We start from the raw sequence: 24,934 nt of genomic DNA, 5'->3' as shown, positions 1-24,934 counted from the left end.
AATATTAAGGTTTCAGTTGGTTGAGGTATAGGGTAAGTCCTAAAATATAATCATCGAGGATGCTGTCGTTATTATATAATTTCCTTAGTCCACGAATGCCTTCAAAAGAACTGATTAAATACACCGCAACAGCATTGCTAGAAATTGTTGTATTGATGACATTGTCTTTTTTGCCACGCTCAAGTAAATAAATTAAAGCCGCTTTCCACTCTTCGACGATGCGTTTTAAGGCCAATTGATACGCTTCTTCTTCATCGGCAATTTCATTAATGAAATTATTCATTGGGCAACCATGTTGTTTATCGTACTGAGAGAAAGACTTTAAACGTTCTGAAAACGTAACTTTTAATATGGCTAATGCATTGCCATCTTGGTATAAAGGGGTGACCATACCTTGGTAAACACGTTGTTGTATTTTAGAACTGATCACCTCTAATCCAAGTTCTTTTTTGTTTTTGTAATGATGGTAAAACGCTCCTTTAGTAAGGTTGGTCGTCTTCATTATTTTATCTACACTCGTGGTTTTAAACCCGTTTTTATAGAATAACTTAAACGACTCGTTAAGAATTAACTGTTTGGTAAATTCTGACTTTTGTCTTTGTTCCATACTCAAAGGTATGTGAAAAAAATACTAGTAGGTATGTTTCATGGATTATTTGTAAAAAGTTTAACACAAATTAAACCAGGCTTAAGATTGGGCGCTAAGTAATTTTAGTAAGCTTTTAGTGCCTTCTGTAGCAGATTTTTCAATGATATGTACTTTTTTACTGTTAATGTAGGCTGGTTTGGGGTCTATATAATAAATCGGAGTGGCATCTGGTGCGTAGTCCATTAAACCTGCCGCCGGATAGACTTGCATACTTGTACCGATAATGACTAAAATATCCGCTTTTTGACACACTTCTATCGCGTCGTCAATCATGGGAACCGCCTCGCCAAACCAAACAATATGTGGCCGTAATTGATGGCCCTCTGCGCACAAATCTCCTATGGAAAGATCTTCGGTAAAGTCTTTAATATCATTTTCATTTCCTACACTTCTTATTTTTCGTAATTCGCCATGTAAATGAACGACAGCTGTACTTCCTGCACGTTCATGTAAATCATCAACATTTTGAGTAATTATAGTGACGTTATAATCGTTTTCAAGTGCTGCTAAATCTTTATGTGCTTGGTTGGGTTCAACATCCTTCAATTGTTTTCGTCTTTCATTATAAAAGTTTAAAACCAATTCCGGATTACGTGCAAAACCTTCGGGTGAAGCGACTTCCATAACGTCGTGTCCTTCCCAAAGTCCATCTGCATCTCTAAATGTTTTTATGCCACTTTCGGCACTTATGCCAGCTCCTGTTAGTACAACAATGTGTTTTTTCATAAATTAAAAATAACCAAAATTAGATTAATGCGTGTAAAGTCCCTATGATTTTCAGGGTATGGTCAGTTCCATTTTTAGTATTTTTGACCTATGCAAGATTTAAAACTTTTAGAATACTTAGAAGGCTTTGTAACTCCAGGTCGTATAGAGCGCTTTAAAACGATATTACCAAACCGAACCAAGCATTTTACGGTTGCAACAGAAGATGTATATCAATTACATAATACAAGTGCTGTAATGCGCTCTTGTGATGTATTCGGAATACAAGAATTAAGTATTGTAGAAGAGGTGAATTCTAAAAGTATAGATAGAGAAATTGCAATGGGAGCGCAAAAATGGGTAGATCTTAATCGATATCACTCCATAGAAAATTGTATTTCTGATATTAAGGATAAAGGCTATCAAATTGTCGCAACAACACCACACAGAGATGATTGTGAGTTGATTGATTTTGACATTTCTAAAAAATCGTGTTTTTTCTTTGGAAGAGAATCTGAAGGGCTATCGCAACAAGTATTAGATGAAGCCGATTGTTTCCTTAAAATTCCGATGGTTGGCTTTACAGAAAGCTTGAATATTTCGGTGTCTGCGGCTATTATTCTTCAACATGTCACAGCGCAATTACGAAAGTCAGATATTAACTGGCAACTAACAGATGAAGAGATTATAGAAAAACGTATTGATTGGATTAAAAAAACACTAAAAGATTATGATGCCATTGTAGAACGTTATAATTTGAAGTCATAATTTTTGTAAATTTAACTCACTAAAATATAAATTATGGTAGGTTGGTTTGAAATTCCGGTTAACGATATGGATCGTGCAAAAAAGTTCTACGAAACAGTTTTTAAGGTTGCCATAAAAAATGTAGAATTTGATGGTTTAATAATGGGTTGGTTTCCTAACAATAACGGAGCTTATGGGTCAACTGGAACACTCATTAAACAAAACTCATATGTACCAAGTAAAGACGGAGTATTAATCTACTTTATATCTAAAGATGTACAAATAGAACTCGATAGAGTAGAAGCTGCAGGTGGAAAAATAGGCTTAGAAAAAACAAAAATTTCGGAAGAAAATGGTTTTATGGGAATGTTTATAGATACAGAAGGAAATAAAATTGCCTTACATTCTGATGCTTAGTGAATACGATTTATTCCTTTTTGTTATTCTTTCTTTCTTTACTGTTTTTGATGACTTTATATTCTTCGTAGCAAATACTTATGGCATCTAAAATTTGAAGGTCATTAGCTGTGTTAATGAAGTCTTTTGAATAATTACACTGGTTTACAATTTCGTCTAAGTCGTATCTTGTGACTTGTAATAACACCAATAACATTTCTCTATCAAAACGCTTAGATAAATGACTTCTAATTTCATCATCCTCCTTCATTTTCTTTAGCTTACGCATTTCGTTAGGCTTACGGCCAAACATATTGTATAAAAAATCTGCAGGATTAAAAATAGCACCAAGTACACGTGACGCCAAGTTAGGTTTTCCAGCTTCATAACCTTGACCAGGTAAGCCAGAAATACGATAACGATTATTAGAAGTAATAGGAACCTGATTCATATCGACTTCTAAATAACCTGTTAATTCTAGTTGTTTTACGGTAACTTCCTCTAAGGCTAAGGCTAATTCGGTCATTGCAATTTCAGTATTACCAAATTTTATCCAATCATTGGTAACTCTAACTTTAATAGACTTATATCCTAAATACGATAAATGTAAAGTGTCGTTAACTTTAGCTTTTATTTCAAACTCTCCATCATCGTTTGTTGCGGTTCCAACAACTTCATTGATATTTACAATGTTTGCTTCTGCTAAAGGTAAACTTGTTGTGGAGCTAACTAAAGTTCCTTTTACTTTTGAAGGTGTCTTGGTGGCAGTAGTATCTTGACTATAGCCATAAACCGTCGTTAAGCATAAAATTAAAATAAGTAGATGTCGCATGCAGGTGTGTTACGTGGTAAAGGTAATAAAGAAAACGGATTTAACATATTACACACTTAGATTTGACGTAATATTAACTTTTATAATAGGTAAAGGCTATGTTTAGAATAGTTCAAAAAAAAACCAAAACCTAAAGTATTACTTCAAGTTTTGGAATTTGTTATTGGTATTAAACGTTAAAACGTTTAGAAAAATTTAATATTATCGTCTAGAGCGTCTTGGTCTATCTGAACCCGAACTATTAGATTCTGAAGAACGTCTGTCGCCTTTAGAGTCGTTAAATTTTCTATCTCCTCTGTCGCTTCTATTATCGTCTGAGCGTCTGCTACGTCTATCACTTCGGTTTCCAGAACCTCCACCTTCAGAACGTCTTCCGCTAGAGCGTCTATCTCCTCTTGGCTTATCATCTCTTCTTCGGCCACCAGAGCGTCTGTCGTTGCCTCCACGACCTCTTCCGCCACTTCTTCCACCACGACTTCTGCCTTTGTCAGCACTTACTTCAACATTTACAAAACGACCATCATGTTTAAAATCAGTGAAGAATGCCAATACTTTTTCTTGTAAACCTTTTTCGGTATTAAAGAATGAAAAGCTGTCTTTTACATCGACTTTAAAAACGTCGTCACGTCCTAATTCTAATTGTTCTTTTAAGAAATCTTTCAATTTCATCCAGTCGTAACCATCTTTTTTCCCGACGTTAATAAAGTAACGAGAATCGTTAGATTGTTTGTTGTAACCGCGTCCACCATCTCTATCGCTTCCGCGAGACTCAACAACATTTAAATCTTTCGATTTTTGATAGTAATTAAAGAAACGATTAAATTCTACAGAAAAGAATTTTTTGATTAATTCGTCTTTCTCCGTATCTGCAAATAACGTGTTGATATTCTCTAGATGCTTATCAATTTCGCCATTAGTTTCAGTGGTGTGTATTTTATTGGCTAAGGACATTAATTGTACTTCAACAATACTTTCTGAAGATGGAATCTCCTTCTTCTCAAATTGTTTTTTAATGATACGTTCTATGCCTTTAATTTTTCTAACTTCACTTTTAGAAACAATAACCATTGAGATACCTGTTTTACCAGCACGTCCTGTTCTACCAGACCTGTGAGTGTAAACTTCAGGTTCATCAGGTAGTTGGTAATTGATAACGTGCGTAATATCATCGACATCAATACCACGAGCTGCAACATCTGTAGCCACCAACATTTGTATTTGTTGGTTTCTGAAAGATTTCATTACTAAATCACGTTGATTCTGACTTAAATCTCCATGTAATGCACCTGCTGAATAACCATCTTCAATTAAGTTTTCGGCTACTTTTTGAGTGTCTCTTTTTGTACGACAGAAAATCACAGAAAATATATCAGGATTTGCATCTGCCAAACGCTTAAGTGCTTGGTAACGATCTCTAGCGTTTACTAAATAATATTCGTGAGAAACGTTACTTGTACTTTCGTTTTTGTTACCTACTGTGATTTCGGTAGGATCGTACATAAATTTCTTTGCAATGTTGGCAACCTCTCTAGGCATTGTTGCAGAGAATAACCAGGTACTTTTATCATCTGGTGTGTGGGATAAAATATCTGTAATGTCTTCATAGAAGCCCATATTTAACATTTCATCGGCTTCGTCTAAAACGCTGTATTGTATTTTAGAAATATCAACCATATTACGGCTAATCATATCTTTCATACGACCAGGAGTAGCTACAATTATTTGTGAACCACGTTTTACTTGTCTTGCTTGGTCAGAAATACTTGCACCACCATAAATAGCAGTAACATTTAACCCTTTACAATACTTACCGTAAAGTTTAAGTTCGTTAGCGATCTGTAAACACAATTCGCGTGTTGGAGATAAGATAAGACCTTGTGTGGTTCTGCTATCGACATCAATTTTTTGTAGCATTGGAAACCCGAAGGCTGCAGTTTTACCTGTTCCTGTTTGTGCCAAAGCCACTAAATCTTTGTCTTCTTCTTCTAATAAAAGTGGAATTGCTTTTTGTTGAACTTCACTAGGTTTTTCAAAACCTAAATCCGTAATAGCTTTAAGAAGGTCTTCATTAAGACCTAATTCTTGGAATGTGCTCATTCTTGAGTTTTATGTATTCGATTATGTTCTGTTGGTGTTACAAGAGAAGCGAATCGACATACTAAACACTAAAACTTCTAGGTAACACATCCTCACGCTGAGGAATATATAAAATCCAACCTTGGATTTTTTGCAAGGTGCAAAGGTACGTTAATTAATTGGATAATCAATTTTGTTATTCTTATTAAGCTTAGTTGTTGTATTTTAAAGTAATAGAAGTGAAACAATACCTACAATTAGTGAGGTCATTGTAATAAGGATTGATTTTAGATTAAAGTCTATTTGATATTACTAATTCCAATTTTTCTTTTTTTAGAATCAGTTATTTCAAAAAATCAACCAACTGAGCAACCGCTTTCCCACGATGCCCAATTCTATTTTTTTCTTCTAGAGATATTTCTGCAAAGGTCTTATCGAATCCTTCAGCTTTAAAGAGAGGATCGTAACCAAAACCACCTTCACCATGTGCTTTATTTTTAATACTGCCTTTGCAAATCCCAGTAAATGTATGCAGCTCTCCGTTTAGGTGCAATGCAATAACCGTTTTAAACTGTGCACTTCGGTTGGGTTTGTTCTTAAGTTCGGTTAAGAGTTTATGGTTGTTGTCGTATGCATTGCGTTGAGGACCAGCATAACGTGCAGAAAATACGCCTGGTTCTCCATGTAATGCTTCAACTTCTAATCCTGTATCATCTGCAAAACAATCGTAACCATAATGTTTTTTTAGGTATTCTGCTTTTTGTATCGCATTCCCTTCAATAGTTGGTTGGGTTTCAGGAATGTCTTCAACACAGGCAATATCACTCAAACTTAAAAGTTTAATGTGCGTAGGTAACATAGACTGAACCTCTTTTAGTTTATTTAAATTATTAGTTGCGAAAACAAGTTGCATAATATGACCTTATTTAATGTAATTTTGTTTTTGTAAAAATAGGAATCTAATTTAGGATCAATTGTCAAAACAAAATAATTTTAACACGCACTTTTATGTTATGGTAAAATCTTTTTTGCTTTTAGTGTTTTGTTTTGCAAGTTTTAATTTAAATGCACAAGATTTAGAAGATTTAGATTCCTTATTAGTAGATAGAGATATTGAAAACTATTCGCTGCGTATTTTCTCCAATTTCAAAGTTAATAAGTTTAGTGTATCAGATGGTGATTCTAAAGCCAAGTTTGTGCCTAATAACAGATATGGTTTAGGTCTTGGTTTTGCAAACAAAAAGATAATACTAGATATCGCTGTTAATATTAAAAACCCTAATAAAGAGAAAACAAGTCGGTTTGATCTTCAAGGCTCTACGGTATTAAAAGATAAGAATTTTGTAAAAATTTATACGCAAGTTTATAGAGGTTTTAATGCTAAAAATGATTTTGACGAACCTACCGTTTTTAGAAATGATATTAGATCTGTAAGTGTTGGAATTAATTATTTATACACTTTAGATGATATTGAATTTTCATATTCGCTTTTAAAAGCCGGATTGCCCAATAAAAATTATGAAAATATATTTATAACTGGAGGTGCTGGTGTTTTTGGAAGTTTTGATTATTTCTCTGGAAAACCTAGTATATTATCAGAAACGACAAGACCGTTTTTTAATGAGCAAGGAGATGTTAGGAGATATAAAGGGTTGTCATTTGGTGTTTTAGCAGGAATTATATCTTACTTTAAACTGCCAGAGAATATAACAGCAACCGTTAATGTTATGCCAGGAATAGGCTTGATAGATAAAAAAATAACACTTCAAGATGGAAGTTTTGAGCCAGCAAATCCCATGCTTTACAAATTAGATTTCTTAATAGGCTTAAGCTATAATTTAAACCCATTTTATGTGAGTTTTACATATAGCAATGGGTTAAATAGCACTGATATAGATTTCGGTAATAATTACTTGTTAAATCTTACGAAAGCTAAACTGGCCATTGGTTATAAGTTTAACAAAAAACACTAAGTTCTACCTGTTAAGGTCGTTATGGTTTTTGATGAAATAATTTTAAATTTTATCAATAAATTATGATAATTATCAGTTCTGAAACTGACTAAATCTTGTATCTTAGTGAAAAGAATAATTCATTAAAACAAGATAGATTATGACGGTAAATTTTCAATATGTAAACATTGACGTAAGTGAAACACTTTCAGAATTAACAGAGGAAAAGTTAGAGAAATTAGCTAATAAATTTGAGTTTTTAATTTCAGCTCAAGTATATTTTAAGCATGATGAAAAAGATCATGATGCTGGTAAAATTTGTAATATAGAACTGAGCTTACCTGGACCACGTATTTTTGCAAAATCGAATGAAAAAAATTACGAAATGGCAATGAACGAGACCATTAATGATTTAACAAGACAACTTAAAAAACGAAAAGAAGTTTATAAAACACACTAATGCAATAAACGTTTAGACGTTTAATATCAGAGGGTTTATAGTTTTTAGCGATGATGATAAGGTTCATTTCTAAGAATTGTAAACCCTCTGTACAATTGTTCAATAAAGAATAAGCGCACCATTTGATGCGAAAATGTCATTTTTGACAAGCCTAACTTGCCATTTGCTCTATTATAAATAGCATCCGAAAACCCATAAGGACCACCAATAACAAAAATTAAGGTTTTAATCCCAGAATTCATGTGTTTTTGTAAATAGTTAGAAAACGCTATAGAATCTAACTGTTTCCCGTTTTCGTCTAAGAGAATTAAAACATCAGACGTTTGAGTTTTTGCCAAAATCAATTCGCCTTCCTTTTCTTTTTGCTGAGATTCCGATAAGTTCTTAACTTTTTTTAAATCGGGAATAATGTCAAATTCAAACTTAATATAATGACCAAGTCGTTTTGAGTAATCGGCAATTAAGGCCATTAAGTTTTTATCATCGGTTTTGCCTATGGCAATGAGTTTTATTTGCATTGTAGTGTCTGGTCGAGCGCAGTCGAGACCTCGTTAAATGACCTCTCGACTGCGCTCGAGGTGACAGAAACTGTCTAAATAATTTTCAAATTTAAGGATTTAATAGCATTCAAAAAGTTAGACGCATTATAATTTGATATTTACTTTTTGACATTTTTAATCTATCAATTCCTATTTTTACAACAAATATGTATTCAGATGATTTCAAAAGCACAATTCGATAAAGAAATAGAATTAATTATCTCTAATGCTATCAGAGAAGATGTTGGTGATGGTGACCATAGTTCATTAGCTTGTATTCCAGCTTCGGCTCAAGGAAAAGCAAAATTACTGGTCAAAGACAAAGGTGTTATTGCAGGTGTTGAATTTGCAAAGCAGGTTTTTGAGTACGTTGATAAAGATATGAAAGTGGAAACTTTAATAGACGATGGACAACATGTAAAACATGGCGACATTGTGTTTTTTGTTGAAGGTGCTTCACAATCCATTCTTAAAGCCGAACGTTTGGTGCTTAACGCTATGCAACGCATGAGTGCTATTGCGACAAAAACAAGAGAATTTGTAGATATTTTAGACGGTACAGGAACTAAAATTTTAGATACACGTAAAACAACGCCAGGCATTAGAGCTTTAGAAAAATGGGCTGTGAAAATTGGTGGTGGAGAAAATCATAGATTCGCCTTGTATGATATGATTATGCTAAAAGATAATCATATTGATTTTGCAGGTGGAGTTGCTAAAGCTATTAACCTGACTAAGCAATATTTGAAAGATACCAACAGAGATTTAAAAATTATTGTTGAGGCCAGAAATCTAGATGAAATTAGAGAGATATTAGATTGTGGTGGAGTTTATCGCGTCCTTATCGATAACTTTAATTATGAAGATACACGTAAGGCTGTAAAGCTAATAGGCGATCAATGTTTAACGGAGTCTTCTGGTGGAATAAATGAACATACGCTCAGAAAATATGCAGAATGTGGTGTCGATTATATTTCGTCTGGTGCATTAACACATTCAGTATATAATAAAGATTTAAGTTTAAAAGCTGTGTAATGCCTAATTGGTAACTTTAAATATTGAATTTAAACTTTAAGCCGAGTATGTCCAAACCCATAGAAGATAAATTAGATAAAATTCCGGTTTTAAATGTACTTATGCGTTTTTTTAAGCAGATAAAGTTACCAGGATTTGAAGGATTATCTGTGTACGATTTGCTAGAGCTGTATATTATGGGAATTGTAAATGGAGCGCTAACCACAAGAGCAAGTGCCATTGCATTTAGTTTTTTTACAGCTATTTTTCCGTTTTTGCTTTTTGTAATTATTGTTATACCACATATTCCTATCGATGGCTTTAGAGGTGATTTTTTAGATTTTTTAAATTCCATCTTACCACCACAAACGTCAGCTTTTTTCATAGATAGTATTTTTCAAGATATGAGTACCAATACAAGTGGAGGTCTTATTTCTTCTATCTTTTTATTATCTATTTTTTTAATGGCAAATGGGGTAAATGCTGTTTTTTCGGGTTTTGAAACGTCCTATCATAAACAGCTGTATCGCAATGTGTTTAAACAATATATGTATGCTATTGGTGTGGCATTAATTCTAGCATTTCTTTTATTGCTAACGGTTGCTGTATTTGGATACTTTCAGATCTATATACTTAAACCTTTGTACGAAGGCTTAAGTGGTCACGCTATCACAGAAGGCGATAAAGGTGTCGGCTGGATTATCTTTGCAAAGTATTTATTCTTTGTGATAATGGCTTATTTAGCAACAGCGACTTTATACTATTTTGGCACTAAAGAAGGAAAAGCATCTAAGTTCTTTTCAGTTGGTGCATTGCTTACAACTTTACTGATTATGTTAACCTCTTTTTTGTTCGGGATTTATATTGAAAACTTTTCGCAATACAATGAGCTTTACGGTTCTATTGGAGCTTTATTGATTCTGTTATTGTATTTATGGCTAAATTCTAACATATTACTCTTAGGTTACGAATTAAATGCATCACTTCAATTTTTAAGAAAGCATCCAACGGCTAAAAAGGAAATTACTTAAAGTGTTTTAAAAACTCATCCTTCCGTCGAATTGAAATAGGCACTTTTGCATCATTAGTCATTAAGACATAACTCTGTTTTCCTTTAAAGTATTTTTTTACATGGTCTATATTTATGAGATGTGATTTGTGGGTTTTAAAGAATGAATTATCAGCCAATAAATCTTCATAGAATTTTATAGGTTTTGAAACCATGGTTTTGCCATCTTTAGTGACGATGTGTGTATAACTTGTGTCTGCTTCTAAATGAATAATATCCTCAACCTTTACAGTTTCAAAGCCTGTTAATGATGGAATGGTAATCACTTTTTTCAGGTCTGGTTTTAGGTTTTTAAATAGATTTTGAAGATGGTGCTCTATATTATGAGTTGTCAAATCTGCTTTTAGTCGCGTCACAGCATTATTAAAATCATCAGAATCTATGGGTTTTAGTAAGTAGTCAAACGCACTAAATTTAAAGGCTTTAATAGCGAAATTATCGAACGCTGTTGTAAATATGACTTTAAAATTAACCTGATTAATTTCTTGTAGAAAATCGAACCCTGTTTTATCATCAATTTTTATATCTAAAAACACCAAATCGGGTTGTAATTGCGGCACAACTTTTAGTGCTTTTTCTACAGTGTCGATTACGGCAAGCACATTAAAAGTATTTGGATGTTGTTCAATATGACTCAGAATACGATCTGAACAATGCTTTTCATCATCTATAATTACAGTGTTTATCATAATGTTAAAAAGCAAGTTGTATTGGGAGTGAAACGTCTATTCTAGTGCCTTCTGTTTTATCTATAATTTCTACAGAACCATTCGTGTTTTTTAATTTATTTATAATTTCAATTCTACTTTTTGTAATGGCCATTCCCATTGACTTTTTGTTTTCAGATTCGTTGAGGTTTTGTCTGCCTACACCATTGTCATCTACACTACAAATGAGCATGTTATTTTCAGCTTTAAAAGAAATTTTGACAAAGCCAAGGTCGTCTTTATGCGACAAACCATGAATAATACTGTTTTCAATAAACGGTTGAAGAATCATTGGTGGCACTAAAATGTTGTCATCATCTAAATCAGCTGCAACATCAATAGTATAATCAAATTTGTTGTTAAAGCGTTTGCGTTCAATGTCCATATATGTTCTAAGAAGAGCGATATCTTCACTTAATAGTATTTCTTTCTTTTCTGAATTTTCTAAGGTTAAACGCATCAATTTGGCAAATTTACTCAAGTAATCACTTGCAGATTGCGTGTCATTTTTTAAAATATAATCACCAATAGAATTAAGAGAGTTAAAGATAAAATGCGGATTCATTTGCGAGCGTAAGGCTTTTAATTCAGTATCAGATACTTTTGCATTAAACTCTGCTTCCTTTGATTTTGAAACCGCTTCTTGTTTTCTTCTGTAGAGCACAAATCCTATAATTGAAGCTAAAACTAAGCCAGAACCACCAATGATAGAGGTGTTTTTAATCGACTTTTGGCGTTCAATTTCTACTTCAGAAATCGCTTTGTGTTTATCAGCTTCATATTGAATTTCTTTCCGAGATATTTCGATTTTTCTATCTGCATTAATAAGACTATCGCGTAATATAATGTGTTGTTTATACGTATCTAGCGCGTTTTTATAATCTTCTTTTTGTGCATAGACATTGGCTAAAGTACCCAAAGCACTGTTTTTTGTAGATAAGCTATTTAAGGCCTCATTTAATTTTAAGCTGTTGGTGGCATAGTATTCAGCTTTTTCTATATTCTTATTTAATAAATAAACTTCAGCAGCATTGGTGTATGCTGAAACGCGTAAGCTTTCAATGTTTTGCTGTTCTATGAGTTCTAAACTTTCAATTGTGGTTATTAAACCTTCTTCTAAAAAACCTGCTCTAGCTTCAATTAAACCAAGATTGGTTTTGATGTTAGCCATATACAGTTGACTTTTGTTTTGCTCTGCTCCAACAAGTGCTTTTTTATAATAGTAAATTGATGAGTCTAACTTTTTTTGATCTCCATACACATTACCAATATAAAATTCGGCTGCGAATTTACTCGTGTATTTAGGATTGTTTAATAGCGTTTTAAAACTCTTTAAAGCTTTGTCGTATTCTTGTTGCTCTAAATTAATGAGTCCGATGTTGGTGAGTACAGCAACTTCATACTTTTTAAATTTTTCATCCTTTTCAAAAATAGCATAACTCTTTTGGTAGTAGTTTAACCCTTCTAGCGGATCAGACATAAAGTAATGATGTATAATGCCCAAGTTGTTATACGAAATCCCAATCCCTTTTGGGTATTTAAGTTGTTTAGAAATATCTAGTGTTTTGTTAACATAACTCGTCCATGTGGTATCAGCAGGAGTTAAGAACATTTTTCTTGCGACATACTTAATTCTTAAATTAATATATGTGGTGTCTTGTTTTTTGTAGTTAAGGATTACATTTTCTAAAGAATCTAGCATTTTATTTTGTGAGAAACTAAATGTAGAAATAAGAAAAAAGATAATAATTAGTGCCCTTTTCATTGTGATATGTCGTTAATAGCCGGTTAAAAATAGTCATTTATGGTTAAAAATCAGCTACAAACACGACGTTAATATATTCAAACCCAACGATAATAAGTTGGCTATAGGTTTAGGTGAATAATATGATGTTCTTTAACTGTTAATAAGAATGTGTTAATCAAAATATCGAAAAGAAAATGAAAACTAAATGTAACATTTTAAAAATTGCTTTAATCGCGTTAATCATGGTAAGTTGCTCTAGTAGTGATGACAGTTCGGACACTAATTCTGTTTTTGGAACTATTCAGTTGTCTGGATCCGATACTTCAGAAGTTGGTACTAGCCTTGTGGTTGGAAATATAGATGAGGATGCTTTAGACACAACAGGCACTACAAGTTCTGTGGTGCTATCAGATGAAAATACAACGTTTAATAATGGAGAGCCAAGTATAGGAGATTTTTTAAATGCATTTGTAATAGTTGCCGCAGAGTTTACAGTTGGTGATAATGCAGATGTGCAAAAAGCTATTTCAATGACTATTCTTAAAAATGGTGAAGAGTTTAGCTACGTGTGTTCTACGCCTCCAACAACTTCAGCAGATAATACAGATTGTGGTTCAAGCTTTAGTGTAGATAAAACGGCAAAACAAGTGGTGTTTAGTAATACCACTGTTATCAATGTAGATTCAGGAGCCATTTTAACAATGAATGGTACTATTAATTATTAATTCATTTATCACGTTTATTACAAATTTAATTTCAAGTATAAACCTTAACAAATCCATCGATTATGAGACTACATTGTTCAGTGCTGCGTTATTTTTCCATAGGATTGTTTATTCTTTTTTTATTACCAATGCTAAGTTGGTCGCAAGAAAAGCGTATTAAAAAACCTAAACGAAATTCGAAAATTACCAGTGTAGATGATTTTGTAAAACACTCTTTTGAATTGTATCATAAGGTTTTTGTTTACGATAGTTTAGTTAAAGCAGGAGTGGATGTTCCTGTAGAGATTGAAGATGAATTGATGGAACGTGCAGAAAGAGATGCTGATAGTCTTTGGCAAGAAGTGCCAGATATCGCTGAAGATATCAGCGATGCACCTTTTATGCGACAAGCAAAAGCAACCTTTAATTTAAACAGAACCAAGAATGCGCTTAAGTTTTGTATGACTGCCGTGAAAGCTTATTTTGTTGGTACAGAAGAAGACGAAGAAGAAAATTAAAGAAAGACATTTTAAATTACATTATATGAAACTTAGCATGTTGTTTTTTATCGGTTGTTTTGGACTGTTTTCTGTAACTGCGCAATCTTACAAAAATGGTTTTAGAACAGATGTGTGTGCATGTTTGGAAGCAGAAAGTTTAAAACGACCGATAACTGAAAATACGTTAAAGGCATGTTTAAGAGAAACACTTCCTAAATATGCAGCTCAAATTGATGCGCAAATTGTGGAGCCAGATATCAATAAAAAATTTCATAAAGGTCAGTTAGCTCGAAAAGACCTTTTGGTAGCTACGCAATACGAATTAATTTATACTTGCGATGTGTATTTTAAGCATCTCGATTACCAAAGAACTAGTAAAAAACTAATCGCTAGGGAAAACGCCAGAGAAACCGATTTAGAAAAGTATAATCAAATGGTTGCCATGACACCCAATGCAATTGCTTACTTTATGCGTGGACAGTTGCAGTTTAATTTAGGTAATATTAAAGCAGCTGAAGCAGATGTGAATAAAAGTTTAGAGCTTAATCCGAATAAAGAAAATACAAAGTCAACGAGACACGAGCTGTTATTATTAGCTTGGATTTATGAAGAGCAAGAAAAATATAATGCTGCTGTAGCGCTTTACGATAAAATATATTTAGGTGATTTTGATGTTGAAGTTGCTAGATGGCGTGCCCTTGCAGATAAAAAAGCTGGTGGATCAGTATCAAACAGCCCAAAAGTTGAACAGGCAGTGGTTATAAAAGATAATAACAAGGCATCGCGAAGAAAGGCAATTAAAACTGAAAAAAACACAACAGTTAAGTCTGAAAGTAAATCTATTAAAGTTGAAAAAAAGAAAGATACTGCAGCACTACGTAAGTTGTTAAAAATAGGAGGGTAACTTGTTTTTAGATTGGTTACAGTAATGTATATATATCAAATTAATTAATAATTGAGTTCAAAGTTTTAAAAAACCATCTTCATTCGAGATGGTTTTTTAAATTAAACCTATTACATTTGAAGTACTAACTACAGAAAATTTAAATATGATTAAAAACGCAATAGCATTTTTTATTTTGTTCATGGTGTTTTTTAATCTCACAGCTCAGAGCATTGTTGGCAAGTGGAAAACCATAGATGATAACACAGGTGATGCAAAATCTATAGTTGAAGTTTATGAGGAAGATGGTAAGATATATGGTAAAATTATAGCTGTTTTTAATCCAGAGGTAGAATACAGAGTTTGTAGTAATTGTAAAGGTGATAAAAAAGACCAGCGCATCGTTGGATTAGTCTTTATAGAAGGGTTATCTAAAAATGGTGGTGTGTATGATGGAGGTACAATTTTAAATCCAGAAAACGGAAAAACATACCGTTGCCGTCTTAAGCTCGAAGGTGACTCGGACACTCTTCAGGTAAGAGGTTATTTAGCTTTTTTCTACAGAACTCAATATTGGAAGCGTGTTAAATAATGCTACATTTTATCGACGTCATATTGCCAATTCCGCTTCAAAAAGCGTTTACGTATCATATTACTGAAGCAGAATCTCAGTTCTTAAAACCAGGTATGCGAGTTGCTGTGCCTTTTGGAAAAAGTAAAATTTATACCGCTTTAGTTTACACCATTCATCAAAATCCACCAACGGCTTACGAACCAAAAACCATTCATCAAATCTTAGATGATGTGCCTGTAATAACTGAAATGCAGTTACAACATTGGAACTGGATTTCTAATTATTACATGTGTAGTTTAGGTGAAGTATTGCGTGCTGCCATGCCAAATGCTTTTTTGTTAGAAAGTGAAACGGTTATCTCTAAAAATGAAAAAGCAAATATTAAGGAATCTGAATTAAAAGATGACGAATATTTAATTTATGAAGCGTTACAACATCAGTCTTCATTAAAAATTAATGATGTTGTGTCCATCCTAGATAAAAAGCGTGTACTACCTATTATTAATAGCTTGGTAAAAAAGGGTGTTTTAAATTTACAGGAAGAACTTTACGAAAAATACACACCAAAATTAGTGCGGTATGTAAAACTTCATGATAACCACAAATCACAAGAGAAGCTTCAGGAGTTGTTAGAAGAATTAAGTCGTGCGCCAAAACAACGAGAAGTTGTTTTAACACTGTTCACCATGGAAGCTTCGATAAAGCAACCCATTAAAGTTTCAGATTTGTCTGAGCGTAGCGGTGCTTCAACAAGTATAATTAAAACGTTAATTGATAAGCAAATATTAGAAGAATATCATATTCAAGTCGATCGTGTACAGTTTGATGGAGAAGGTAATGCCGATGCCAAACGCTTAAGTGAAGCACAACAACAGGCTTATGATGACGTAGAGACCATTTTTAAAGAAAAATCTGTTGCATTATTACATGGTGTAACGTCTTCTGGTAAAACTGAAATATATGTTCAGCTTATTCAAAAACAATTAGAGCAAGAAAAACAAGTATTGTATTTGTTGCCAGAAATTGCATTAACGACACAGTTAGTTAATCGACTTCAAGATTATTTTGGTGAGAAAGTGGCTGTTTTTCATTCCAGATATTCAGGAAATGAAAGGGTAGAGGTTTGGCAAAACATGCTGACGAATTCCGAAAAGGCGCAAGTAGTTATTGGAGCGCGTTCGTCGTTACTGTTACCATTTACTAATTTAGGATTAATTATCGTTGATGAAGAGCATGAGTCATCTTATAAACAATTCGATCCTGCGCCACGTTACCATGCCAGAGATGCTGCCATTGTGTTGGCAAATTTATTTAAAGCAAAAACCCTTTTAGGGTCTGCGACACCAAGTTTAGAAAGTTACTTTAATGCGAGCCAAGGTAAATATGGTTTGGTAGAATTAAATACACGTTACAATAATGTGTTAATGCCAGACATTGAATTGGTAGATTTGGCAGATAAATACAAGCGCAAACGAATGAAAGGTCATTTTAGTGACCGACTTATTGAAGAAATGACCGAAACCTTAGAGGAAGGTTTCCAGATTATATTGTTTCAAAACAGAAGAGGATTTTCGCCGATAATAGAATGTACTACTTGCGGAACATCACCGCAATGTCCTAATTGCGATGTAAGCTTAACGTATCATCAATACAGAGATCAGTTGCGTTGTCATTATTGTGGTTATAATTCGGCAATGCTAAAGAGTTGTCAAGGTTGTGGAAATTCAACTTTAGACACCAAAGGATTCGGTACTGAGCAAATAGAAGCAGAGGTAAAAGTGTTATTTCCTGAAAAAAAAGTGGCACGTATGGATTTAGATACGACGCGAGGAAAATACGGTTTCGAGAAAATAATAAACAGCTTTGAACAGCGCGAAGTTGATATTTTGGTTGGTACACAAATGCTAACTAAAGGACTCGATTTTAGATATGTGAAGTTAGTTGGTATTATGAATGCAGATAATTTGCTCAACTTTCCAGATTTTAGAGCGCACGAACGTAGTTATCAATTAATGGCGCAGGTTTCTGGTAGGGCAGGACGAACAGATTTGCGAGGTAAAGTTTTAATTCAAACCTATAATCCGCATCATAATATTCTGCAGCAAGTTTCAACCAACTCTTATAAAGAAATGTTTGCAGAGCAAATGAACGAACGCTACAATTACAAGTATCCACCAATTTACAGAATAATAAAAATTACGTTTAAACATAAGGATTATAATCGTGTGAATATGGCAGCAGATTGGTATGCCAAATCTTTAAAACAATTATTTAAAGCTAATGTTTTGGGACCTGAGTTTCCACCGGTTTCAAGAATTCGAAATTTGTATCACAAAAACATATTGGTTAAAATTCCACCAAAACAGTCATTACTAAAAACTAAAGAAGCGATCCAGAAAATTGATAATAGTTTTAATGCTGTTAAAGACTTTAGACCAGTGAGAGTGGTAATTAATGTGGATAATTATTAATGAAACTTAGACTTATTAGGTTTTCAAAACATCCCTAAAGTTTAATTAATGGGACTTTATTTGTCAAGAATACTTAAATTTCTTAAATGTAATTTATTCTATTTCTAATTAATTTTCAATTTATATTAAAAAGTTAGTCAAATAGATTGTCCCCTTGAGGGGACTTTAGGAGTGTAAAAATCTAATAATTAGTTTTTTTAAACTAAAAAATCCTAAGCAAATTGCTCAGGATTCTTTATAATTTATAATGTAATGCTTTATATGTAAATGTAATGTTCTACATATTATTTAAAGCATCTACTAATTGGGTCTTTTTATTTCGACTCAATGGAATTTCGTAAGCACCAACTTCAACATTTTTACTGTTAAATCGGTCAATCTTATCGAGATTCACAATGTAGGATTTGTGAATTCTTAAAAACTTACCTTCGGGTAGCTCCTGTTCAAAAGCTTTCATAGTAGATAGTACTACCAAGCTGTTTTCTTCAGTTACTACTTTTACGTAATCGCCAAGTGCTTCAATCCATTTAATATCCTTAATATAAACTTTACGTTTTTTAAGGTTACTTTTTACAAAGATATGCTCACCATCAGTTTCGTTAAAGTCTAGTTTTAATTTGTGCTGCTCAATAGCTTTTTCTACAGCAGTATTAAAACGTTCTTTTGTGATTGGTTTCTGAAGGTAATCGGTGGCATCGTAATTAAATGCTTTAAAAGCATACTCGGTTTTACCGGTAACAAAAATAATTTGGGGTTTGTTGTTGAGCACATCTAGCAACTCAAAACCGTTTAATACAGGCATCTCTATATCTAAGAAGATAAGATCTACCTTATGGGTATTAAGACCGTTTTTTGTTTCTAACGCACTGCTATACTCTGCTATAAGGTTAAGTGAGGAATGATTCTCAATTAACTTTACTATAGAGAGACGCTGAATCGCAGAATCATCAACAACTACACAGTTTAAAGTCATAACATTATTAATTTTAGGTTAAGATATCGACAATAGTACGATAAATTCGGTTAAAAAACAAATAATACCGACAAACCGTAATAATTAACAGAATATTTTTGACTAAAATCTATTGAATTTTTACTTGTAAAACGTTGTTAGATATAGAAATTATATGTATTTTTGCACCCGTTTTAACAATAAACAAAATTAATTATTATGAATCATTATGAAACTGTTTTCATCTTAAATCCCGTTTTATCTGACGATCAGATAAAGGAGACAGTAAAGAAATATGAGGATTTCCTCGTTTCTAAAGGAGCTAAGATGGTATCAAAAGAAGATTGGGGACTAAAAAAATTAGCCTATCCAATCCAAAACAAAAAAAGTGGTTTTTACCATTTATTTGAGTACACTGTTGCTGGTGAAGTAATTGAACCTTTAGAGGTGGAATTTAGACGTGATGAGCGTTTTATGCGTTACTTAACTGTGAAATTAGACAAACACGCTATTTCATGGGCTGAGAGAAGAAGAGAAAAACTGAAAGTTAAAGCAAAAGCAAAAGCGTAATTATGTCATCTATAGAACAACAAGCAAAAGGAAAAAAAGACGGTGAAATTAGATATTTAACTCCATTAAATATCGAGACGTCTAAGACTAAAAAATATTGTCGTTTCAAAAAATCTGGAATCAAGTATGTAGATTATAAAGATGCAGACTGGTTATTAGGATTTGTAAACGAACAAGGTAAATTACTTCCAAGACGTTTAACAGGAACGTCTTTAAAGTATCAAAGAAAAGTATCTGTGGCCGTAAAAAGAGCTAGACATTTAGCGCTTATGCCATACGTTGCTGATTTATTAAAATAAAATATCATAACACAATGGAACTTATATTAAAACAAGACGTTGATAATTTAGGATTTAAAGACGATATTGTATCTGTTAAGAACGGTTATGGTAGAAACTTTTTAATTCCTCAAGGACAAGCTATAATGGCAACTTCTTCTGCTAAAAAAGTATTAGCAGAAACTTTAAAGCAAAGAGCTTACAAAGAGAAAACAATTATTGCTGATGCTGAAAAAACTGCTGAAGCTTTAAATGGTTTAGATATTAAAATTACAGCTAAAGCTGGAACTGGTGCTACTGCTGGAGATAAATTATTTGGTTCTATAACCACTATAGATTTAGCTGCTGCACTTAAAGACGCAGGTCACGATGTTGAAAAGAAATTTATTTCTATCAATGGTGGTAACATTAAGCGTTTAGGTCAGTACGAAGCTGCAATTAGATTGCACAGATCAGTAACTGTAGATTTAACTTTCGAAGTTATTGCTGACGCATAATCTTTTAATTACAACTTTAAAAAACCGTTTAGTTTACTAAGCGGTTTTTTTTATTTTTTTATCCAGACCTACTGTTATTTTAACCAAAATAGTCTCAATTATTGTTTTAAGATGAAACATTTTTTATACCTACTTACATTTTGTGCATTTATTTGTTGTAAAAATACACCGACAACCGATAACGTTTCCGAAGTACAGCCCTCTAAATTGGTTTCGCTTTTTAAAGCCTCTAATTCAGATTACCCAAATATAAGTGTACATCGTGGTGGAAAAGGATTAGTAAATTATCCTGAAAATAGTTTAGAAACCTTAAAATACGTTAACGATAGTATTGTTGCGGTTTATGAAATTGATGTCGCACAAACCAAAGATGGTCAATTAGTTTTGTTACACGATAATTCTATAGACAGAACAACTACAGGAAGTGGGAAAGTTAATGAGTTAACCTATAACGAATTGAAAAAGTTTAATTTAAAGGATGATTATGGCAATGTAACCACGTTTAAAATTCCATTATTTTCTGAAGTTTTAAACTGGAGCGTACAGAATAATGTTATCATAACCGTGGATATTAAAAAATCGGTAAGCCACGACGTTGTTATTGAAGCCATAAGGAAAGCAAAAGCTGAAGATGTTAGTGTCATCATCACCTATGATGTTAAAGAAGCTAAAACGGCATATCAACTAGCACCAGAATTATTAATATCTGTTCCTGCTAGAAATAATGATGAATTCGACCGTTTATTGGATGCAGGAATTCCAACAAAAAACATGTTAGCTTTTACAGGAACACGATTATCAGAAGCATCACTTTATAAAACATTGCACGATAATAACATTGTTTGCATGCTTGGCACATTGGGGAACTTAGATAAAAGCGCAGAAGCTAGAGGTGATGAATTATATGTTCAGTGGAAAGAAAATGGCGCAGACATTATAGCAACGGATAGACCTTTTGAAGCTTTTAAGGCTATAAATAATTAGAAAAATTGAAGTGTTTTTATCTGTCACATTGAGCGCAGTCGAAATGCTTTTGAAAAAGATTATAAATTAAATAGATTCCGCATCACGTTCGGAATGTCATTTAATGAGATACTGAAATAAATTCAGCATAAATGAAATACACAAGATTAACAAAAGAACAATTTGAAGAATTACACCAAGAATTCATCAACTTTTTAGCCACACAATCAATTACAGGTGATGAGTGGGAAGATATTAAAAAGAACAAACCAGAAGCTGCTGAACAGGAATTAGACGTGTTTAGTGATTTAGTTTGGTTTGGTGTTTTAAGTAAAGTAAAGTATCTAGAACATATTTCACCTCAGCAAATTCATCTTTTTGAATGCAATGAAAAAAGCATGCGTTTAATAGCGATAAAAATAGATGTACCAGAAGTCGATTTTACAACAAAAGAAGGCTTTGAATGGTTGAGAAATAACCTCTTATCTGATGCTATTGAGTTTTTTAACGCGAAAAAAGAGTATTCGGAAGATAAACATATGGATATATTCAAAATGATTCAGACTGGTGCGAATATTACCAAAGGTGAGTTGTTTAATTATTTTGCTGACTTGATTAAGGGGTGAAAAAGTGGGAAGAACGAAGTTAGAAGTTCAAGAGACTATTAACTTTTGGGTTTACTAATAGATTCTTCCGTCGCAGTAATGTTATTACTCATAACGCAAACTCTCAATAGGATCTAACTTAGCTGCTTTTGTTGCAGGATACAATCCGGAAACGACAGCCACAATAAACGCTATACTTGTAGCCCAAATCATTGCTACCCAAGGAGTAGAAAAGTCCAGTTCAAATCCATTGGCTACCGCTAAACCTATTAAAATTCCTAGGATAATTCCTAAAATGCCACCAAGTTGACCAATAATTATGGTTTCCATAAAAAACTGAAAGGCGATGGTTTTGCTTTTGGCACCAAGTGCTTTTCTAACCCCAATTTCTCTGGTGCGTTCGCTAACGGAAACCAACATAATATTCATTAAAGCAATAGTAGATCCAAAAATAGTGATGATACTAATAATCCAAGCAGCGACATAAAGCGCTGCTGTCTGTTGTGCTACCTGATTCAGTAAATCGTCACTACGCTCAATTCCAAAATCGTTCTTTTCAATAGGATTGAGACCTCTAATATTTCGAAACGTAAGAATCGCATCATCTTGAGCAGCTTCTAACATATCGCTCTTATCTACTTTTACACTTAAACTATAATTAATATTAGCGTTAGTAAATATAGATCGCGCTTTCTGAATGGGTAAAATCACCCTTAAATCTTGATTATTCCCAAACGTAGACCCTTTTTCTTTCAACACACCGATAACCTTAAACTTAGAGCCTCTAATGCTTATGGTTTTGCCAACAGGGTTTTCAACAGGAAATAAGGCCTTTTGCAAATCGCTACCAATAACACAAACCGTATTACTATTCTCAACATCAAACACATTTAAGGATCGTCCGAATTCAATTTCTAAACCTGAATTCTCAATAAAATATTCGTTGGCACCAAGTACAGCAACTTCCGGATCTGTTTTTTTGTTTTCATATTTTACTTCCGCAGTAGATGTCCCATAAAAAGAAACAGCCACTTTAGTAAACGGAAAATTATAGCTGTCTTCAAAATCCTTTACATCTCTATAATTAATAACAGGATTTATTTTCTGACGTTCTCTACTACTTTGGCGTTGCGCTGTAAATTCATAACGCTGAAAATTAAAGGTGTTAGATCCCATAGAAGAGAAATTGCTAGAAATTGTATTTTCTAATGCAGAAACACCACTCAATATGCCAACTAAAGCCATAATACCAATTGCAATTATTAAAACCGTTAGAATGGTTCGTAATAGTTGACTTCGTATAGAATCGAAAGCAATTCTGATATTCTCTTTAGCTAATGAAAACATAGATTTTATCTGCGTTAGTTGGGTTGTTTAATGTATATGACGACTTAAACAGCATAAAGTTACTATAAAATTGAATTATCTTAGTAAGACCTCTAAAAATTATAATATTTTTGTGATGCAATAGTAAGTGAAGTTGAGGTGTATCTGATATAAATAATGAGATTTCTCGGCTACGCTCGAAATGACAGAGCAAAAAAATAAAGTTTCATTTAAAGAGATTCCTACTTTCGTAGGAAATAATATGGCACAAAAACCAAGCATCCCAAAAGGTACAAGAGATTTTAACGCAACCGAAGTTGCAAAGCGTTCTTATATTATGGAAACGATAAAGGAACAGTTTCAAATTTTTGGATTTCAACCTATTGAAACACCAAGCTTTGAAAACTCAGATACTTTAATGGGAAAATATGGAGATGAAGGAGATCGCTTGATTTTTAAGATTTTGAATAGTGGAGAGTTTTTGAAGAAAATTTCAGATGATGATTATAATGCAAAATCTGAAAGTGTAATGACACCTAAAATCTCAGAAAAAGCACTTCGCTATGATCTCACAGTGCCTTTTGCGCGTTACGTGGTGCAACACCAAAATGATATTGAATTTCCGTTTAAACGTTATCAAATTCAACCTGTTTGGCGTGCAGACCGTCCGCAGAAAGGGCGTTTTAGAGAGTTTTTTCAATGTGATGCTGATGTCGTAGGTTCTAAATCCTTGTTTCAAGAAGTAGAATTCGTGCAATTGTATGATGCGGTGTTTTCAGCATTACAATTAGAAGGTGTTACCATTAAAATCAATAATCGTAAAATATTATCAGGTATTGCCGAAGTTATTGGAGCACAAGATAAGCTCATCGACTTTACTGTGGCCTTAGATAAGTTAGATAAAATAGGTGAGGAGAAGGTCAAAGAAGAAATGCGAGGTAAAGGCATTTCTGAAGATGGGATTTCTAAGCTTCAACCTTTATTTACTCTAAAAGGAGATTTCGGCAATCAAATAGAGAGTTTAAAATCTATTTTAAGTACATCAGAAATTGGATTAAAAGGTATTGAAGAACTCGAATTTATTAATACGGCTATTTCTAACTTAAAACTAAAAACCGCAACACTTCAATTAGATGTGACGTTAGCAAGAGGCTTAAATTATTATACAGGAGCCATTTTTGAAGTCTCTGCACCAGAAGGTGTAAAAATGGGTTCCATTGGCGGAGGAGGTCGTTACGATGATCTTACTGGAATTTTCGGACTTAAAGATATGAGTGGAGTTGGTATTAGTTTTGGTTTAGATCGCATCTATTTGGTGTTAGAGGAACTGGATTTGTTTCCATCAACCATAGCAGATTCTACTAAAGTACTCTTTATTAATTTTGGAGAGGAAGAAGCCCTATTTAGTTTAGGTGCTGTAACTAAATTAAGACGTGCCAATGTGAAGGCAGAGTTATTTCCAGATGCAGCTGTTTCAGGTAAGCAGATGAAAAAACAAATGAATTATGCGAACCGACGTCATATTCCGTTTGTTGTAATTATGGGTGAAGAAGAATTAAAGTCTGAAGTATTCACATTAAAAAATATGGCTTCAGGTGAACAGCAAAAGTTAGATTTTGATGCGCTTTTGGACGTTTTGAAGAATTAATTTATTGCAGTAATGAATTGCTAAGGAATTAAGTTATTTTGTTATTGATTAGTTAGGCTTTACGCAAAAC

Annotated in this window: 27 protein-coding genes; 17 read left to right on the top strand and 10 right to left on the bottom strand. The window is 33.2% G+C overall.

What is annotated here, in order from left to right:
* Positions 1–4: 4 nt before the first annotated feature.
* Both K1X16_RS01160 and K1X16_RS01155 read right to left on the bottom strand, forming a co-directional pair.
* Complete coding sequence (locus K1X16_RS01160; RefSeq protein ID WP_225034726.1) at positions 5–607, bottom strand: TetR/AcrR family transcriptional regulator; 603 nt, start codon at positions 605–607, stop codon at positions 5–7.
* 81 nt (positions 608–688) lie between these two features.
* Positions 689–1,375, bottom strand: a complete 687-nt coding sequence (locus tag K1X16_RS01155) for an SIR2 family NAD-dependent protein deacylase (protein ID WP_225034725.1) — start codon at positions 1,373–1,375, stop codon at positions 689–691.
* Positions 1,376–1,465: 90 nt separating this feature from the next.
* Here K1X16_RS01155 and K1X16_RS01150 point away from each other — a divergent pair, with 90 nt between their 5' ends.
* Together K1X16_RS01150 and K1X16_RS01145 are read left to right on the top strand one after the other, a co-directional pair.
* The gene (locus K1X16_RS01150; RefSeq protein ID WP_195870580.1) at positions 1,466–2,122 is read left to right on the top strand and encodes a TrmH family RNA methyltransferase; all 657 of its coding nucleotides are present in this window, start codon (positions 1,466–1,468) and stop codon (positions 2,120–2,122) included.
* 33 nt (positions 2,123–2,155) lie between these two features.
* Positions 2,156–2,518, top strand: a complete 363-nt coding sequence (locus K1X16_RS01145) for a VOC family protein (protein WP_225034724.1) — start codon at positions 2,156–2,158, stop codon at positions 2,516–2,518.
* Positions 2,519–2,528: 10 nt separating this feature from the next.
* On the opposite strand, the gene K1X16_RS01140 is transcribed toward K1X16_RS01145, so the two are convergent.
* The 3 genes from K1X16_RS01140 to K1X16_RS01130 all read right to left on the bottom strand — a co-directional run bounded on the left by K1X16_RS01140 (position 2,529) and on the right by K1X16_RS01130 (position 6,318).
* Entirely contained in the window at positions 2,529–3,329 is an 801-nt protein-coding gene (locus K1X16_RS01140; protein ID WP_225034723.1) for a carboxypeptidase-like regulatory domain-containing protein, read from the bottom strand.
* A gap of 201 nt (positions 3,330–3,530) precedes the next feature.
* A complete protein-coding gene (locus K1X16_RS01135) occupies positions 3,531–5,426 on the bottom strand; it encodes a DEAD/DEAH box helicase (protein ID WP_195870577.1) in 1,896 nt (631 codons plus the stop codon).
* A 322-nt stretch (positions 5,427–5,748) separates the two neighbouring features.
* A complete protein-coding gene (locus K1X16_RS01130) occupies positions 5,749–6,318 on the bottom strand; it encodes a non-canonical purine NTP diphosphatase (RefSeq protein WP_225034722.1) in 570 nt (189 codons plus the stop codon).
* Between the two features lie 100 nt (positions 6,319–6,418).
* Between K1X16_RS01130 and K1X16_RS01125 the strand changes: the two genes are divergently transcribed.
* Both K1X16_RS01125 and hpf read left to right on the top strand, forming a co-directional pair.
* Complete coding sequence (locus K1X16_RS01125; protein ID WP_225034721.1) at positions 6,419–7,378, top strand: DUF4421 family protein; 960 nt, start codon at positions 6,419–6,421, stop codon at positions 7,376–7,378.
* A 139-nt stretch (positions 7,379–7,517) separates the two neighbouring features.
* Complete coding sequence (hpf, locus tag K1X16_RS01120) at positions 7,518–7,817, top strand: ribosome hibernation-promoting factor, HPF/YfiA family (protein ID WP_195870574.1); 300 nt, start codon at positions 7,518–7,520, stop codon at positions 7,815–7,817.
* A gap of 44 nt (positions 7,818–7,861) precedes the next feature.
* On the opposite strand, the gene rlmH is transcribed toward hpf, so the two are convergent.
* A complete protein-coding gene (rlmH, locus tag K1X16_RS01115) occupies positions 7,862–8,335 on the bottom strand; it encodes a 23S rRNA (pseudouridine(1915)-N(3))-methyltransferase RlmH (protein ID WP_225034720.1) in 474 nt (157 codons plus the stop codon).
* 198 nt (positions 8,336–8,533) lie between these two features.
* Here rlmH and nadC point away from each other — a divergent pair, with 198 nt between their 5' ends.
* Both nadC and K1X16_RS01105 read left to right on the top strand, forming a co-directional pair.
* Positions 8,534–9,391: a carboxylating nicotinate-nucleotide diphosphorylase gene (gene nadC / locus K1X16_RS01110; protein WP_225034719.1), complete on the top strand. Its 858-nt coding sequence runs from the start codon at positions 8,534–8,536 to the stop codon at positions 9,389–9,391.
* Between the two features lie 47 nt (positions 9,392–9,438).
* Positions 9,439–10,401 carry a YihY/virulence factor BrkB family protein gene (locus tag K1X16_RS01105; protein WP_195870571.1) on the top strand — a complete coding sequence of 321 codons (963 nt, stop codon included), beginning with the start codon at positions 9,439–9,441 and terminating at the stop codon, positions 10,399–10,401.
* On the opposite strand, the gene K1X16_RS01100 is transcribed toward K1X16_RS01105, so the two are convergent.
* Together K1X16_RS01100 and K1X16_RS01095 are read right to left on the bottom strand one after the other, a co-directional pair.
* On the bottom strand, positions 10,394–11,128 hold the full coding sequence (locus K1X16_RS01100) for a LytR/AlgR family response regulator transcription factor (protein ID WP_195870570.1): 735 nt from the start codon (positions 11,126–11,128) through the stop codon (positions 10,394–10,396). The two genes, K1X16_RS01105 and K1X16_RS01100, sit on opposite strands and share 8 nt — an antisense overlap.
* Before the next feature lie 4 nt (positions 11,129–11,132).
* On the bottom strand, positions 11,133–12,848 hold the full coding sequence (locus tag K1X16_RS01095) for a histidine kinase (protein WP_225034718.1): 1,716 nt from the start codon (positions 12,846–12,848) through the stop codon (positions 11,133–11,135).
* Positions 12,849–13,087: 239 nt separating this feature from the next.
* Between K1X16_RS01095 and K1X16_RS01090 the strand changes: the two genes are divergently transcribed.
* The 5 genes from K1X16_RS01090 to priA all read left to right on the top strand — a co-directional run bounded on the left by K1X16_RS01090 (position 13,088) and on the right by priA (position 18,025).
* Positions 13,088–13,618, top strand: a complete 531-nt coding sequence (locus K1X16_RS01090; RefSeq protein WP_195870568.1) for a hypothetical protein — start codon at positions 13,088–13,090, stop codon at positions 13,616–13,618.
* Between the two features lie 62 nt (positions 13,619–13,680).
* On the top strand, positions 13,681–14,115 hold the full coding sequence (locus K1X16_RS01085) for a hypothetical protein (protein WP_195870567.1): 435 nt from the start codon (positions 13,681–13,683) through the stop codon (positions 14,113–14,115).
* A 25-nt stretch (positions 14,116–14,140) separates the two neighbouring features.
* Positions 14,141–15,001, top strand: coding sequence for a tetratricopeptide repeat protein (locus K1X16_RS01080; RefSeq protein ID WP_195870566.1), 861 nt, complete (start codon positions 14,141–14,143; stop codon positions 14,999–15,001).
* A gap of 145 nt (positions 15,002–15,146) precedes the next feature.
* Positions 15,147–15,572, top strand: a complete 426-nt coding sequence (locus K1X16_RS01075) for a DUF2147 domain-containing protein (RefSeq protein ID WP_195870565.1) — start codon at positions 15,147–15,149, stop codon at positions 15,570–15,572.
* A complete protein-coding gene (gene priA / locus K1X16_RS01070) occupies positions 15,572–18,025 on the top strand; it encodes a primosomal protein N' (protein WP_225034717.1) in 2,454 nt (817 codons plus the stop codon). Before K1X16_RS01075 ends, priA begins: the two co-directional genes overlap by 1 nt.
* Before the next feature lie 277 nt (positions 18,026–18,302).
* On the opposite strand, the gene K1X16_RS01065 is transcribed toward priA, so the two are convergent.
* On the bottom strand, positions 18,303–18,998 hold the full coding sequence (locus tag K1X16_RS01065; RefSeq protein WP_008271090.1) for a LytR/AlgR family response regulator transcription factor: 696 nt from the start codon (positions 18,996–18,998) through the stop codon (positions 18,303–18,305).
* A 198-nt stretch (positions 18,999–19,196) separates the two neighbouring features.
* Between K1X16_RS01065 and rpsF the strand changes: the two genes are divergently transcribed.
* The 5 genes from rpsF (at position 19,197) to K1X16_RS01040 (ending at position 21,911) form a co-directional block, all read left to right on the top strand.
* Positions 19,197–19,547 (top strand): 30S ribosomal protein S6, encoded by a 351-nt coding sequence (rpsF, locus tag K1X16_RS01060; RefSeq protein ID WP_195870563.1) that lies wholly within the window; start codon positions 19,197–19,199, stop codon positions 19,545–19,547.
* A complete protein-coding gene (gene rpsR / locus K1X16_RS01055) occupies positions 19,547–19,846 on the top strand; it encodes a 30S ribosomal protein S18 (protein ID WP_172837628.1) in 300 nt (99 codons plus the stop codon). Before rpsF ends, rpsR begins: the two co-directional genes overlap by 1 nt.
* Before the next feature lie 14 nt (positions 19,847–19,860).
* Entirely contained in the window at positions 19,861–20,322 is a 462-nt protein-coding gene (gene rplI, locus K1X16_RS01050) for a 50S ribosomal protein L9 (protein WP_195870562.1), read from the top strand.
* Positions 20,323–20,433: 111 nt separating this feature from the next.
* Positions 20,434–21,306, top strand: coding sequence for a glycerophosphodiester phosphodiesterase family protein (locus K1X16_RS01045; RefSeq protein WP_225034716.1), 873 nt, complete (start codon positions 20,434–20,436; stop codon positions 21,304–21,306).
* A gap of 131 nt (positions 21,307–21,437) precedes the next feature.
* On the top strand, positions 21,438–21,911 hold the full coding sequence (locus K1X16_RS01040; protein WP_195870560.1) for a DUF6495 family protein: 474 nt from the start codon (positions 21,438–21,440) through the stop codon (positions 21,909–21,911).
* Between the two features lie 84 nt (positions 21,912–21,995).
* On the opposite strand, the gene K1X16_RS01035 is transcribed toward K1X16_RS01040, so the two are convergent.
* Positions 21,996–23,237 carry an ABC transporter permease gene (locus K1X16_RS01035; RefSeq protein ID WP_225034715.1) on the bottom strand — a complete coding sequence of 414 codons (1,242 nt, stop codon included), beginning with the start codon at positions 23,235–23,237 and terminating at the stop codon, positions 21,996–21,998.
* Positions 23,238–23,478: 241 nt separating this feature from the next.
* On the opposite strand from K1X16_RS01035, the gene hisS reads away from it, so the two are divergent.
* Positions 23,479–24,864 carry a histidine--tRNA ligase gene (hisS, locus tag K1X16_RS01030; protein WP_225035412.1) on the top strand — a complete coding sequence of 462 codons (1,386 nt, stop codon included), beginning with the start codon at positions 23,479–23,481 and terminating at the stop codon, positions 24,862–24,864.
* Positions 24,865–24,934 lie beyond the last annotated feature (70 nt).

It is taken from the genome of Winogradskyella sp. SM1960 (genome assembly GCF_020179375.1).
GTDB lineage: Bacteria > Bacteroidota > Bacteroidia > Flavobacteriales > Flavobacteriaceae > Winogradskyella > Winogradskyella marina.
This window is presented reverse-complemented; position numbering and strand designations above follow the sequence as displayed.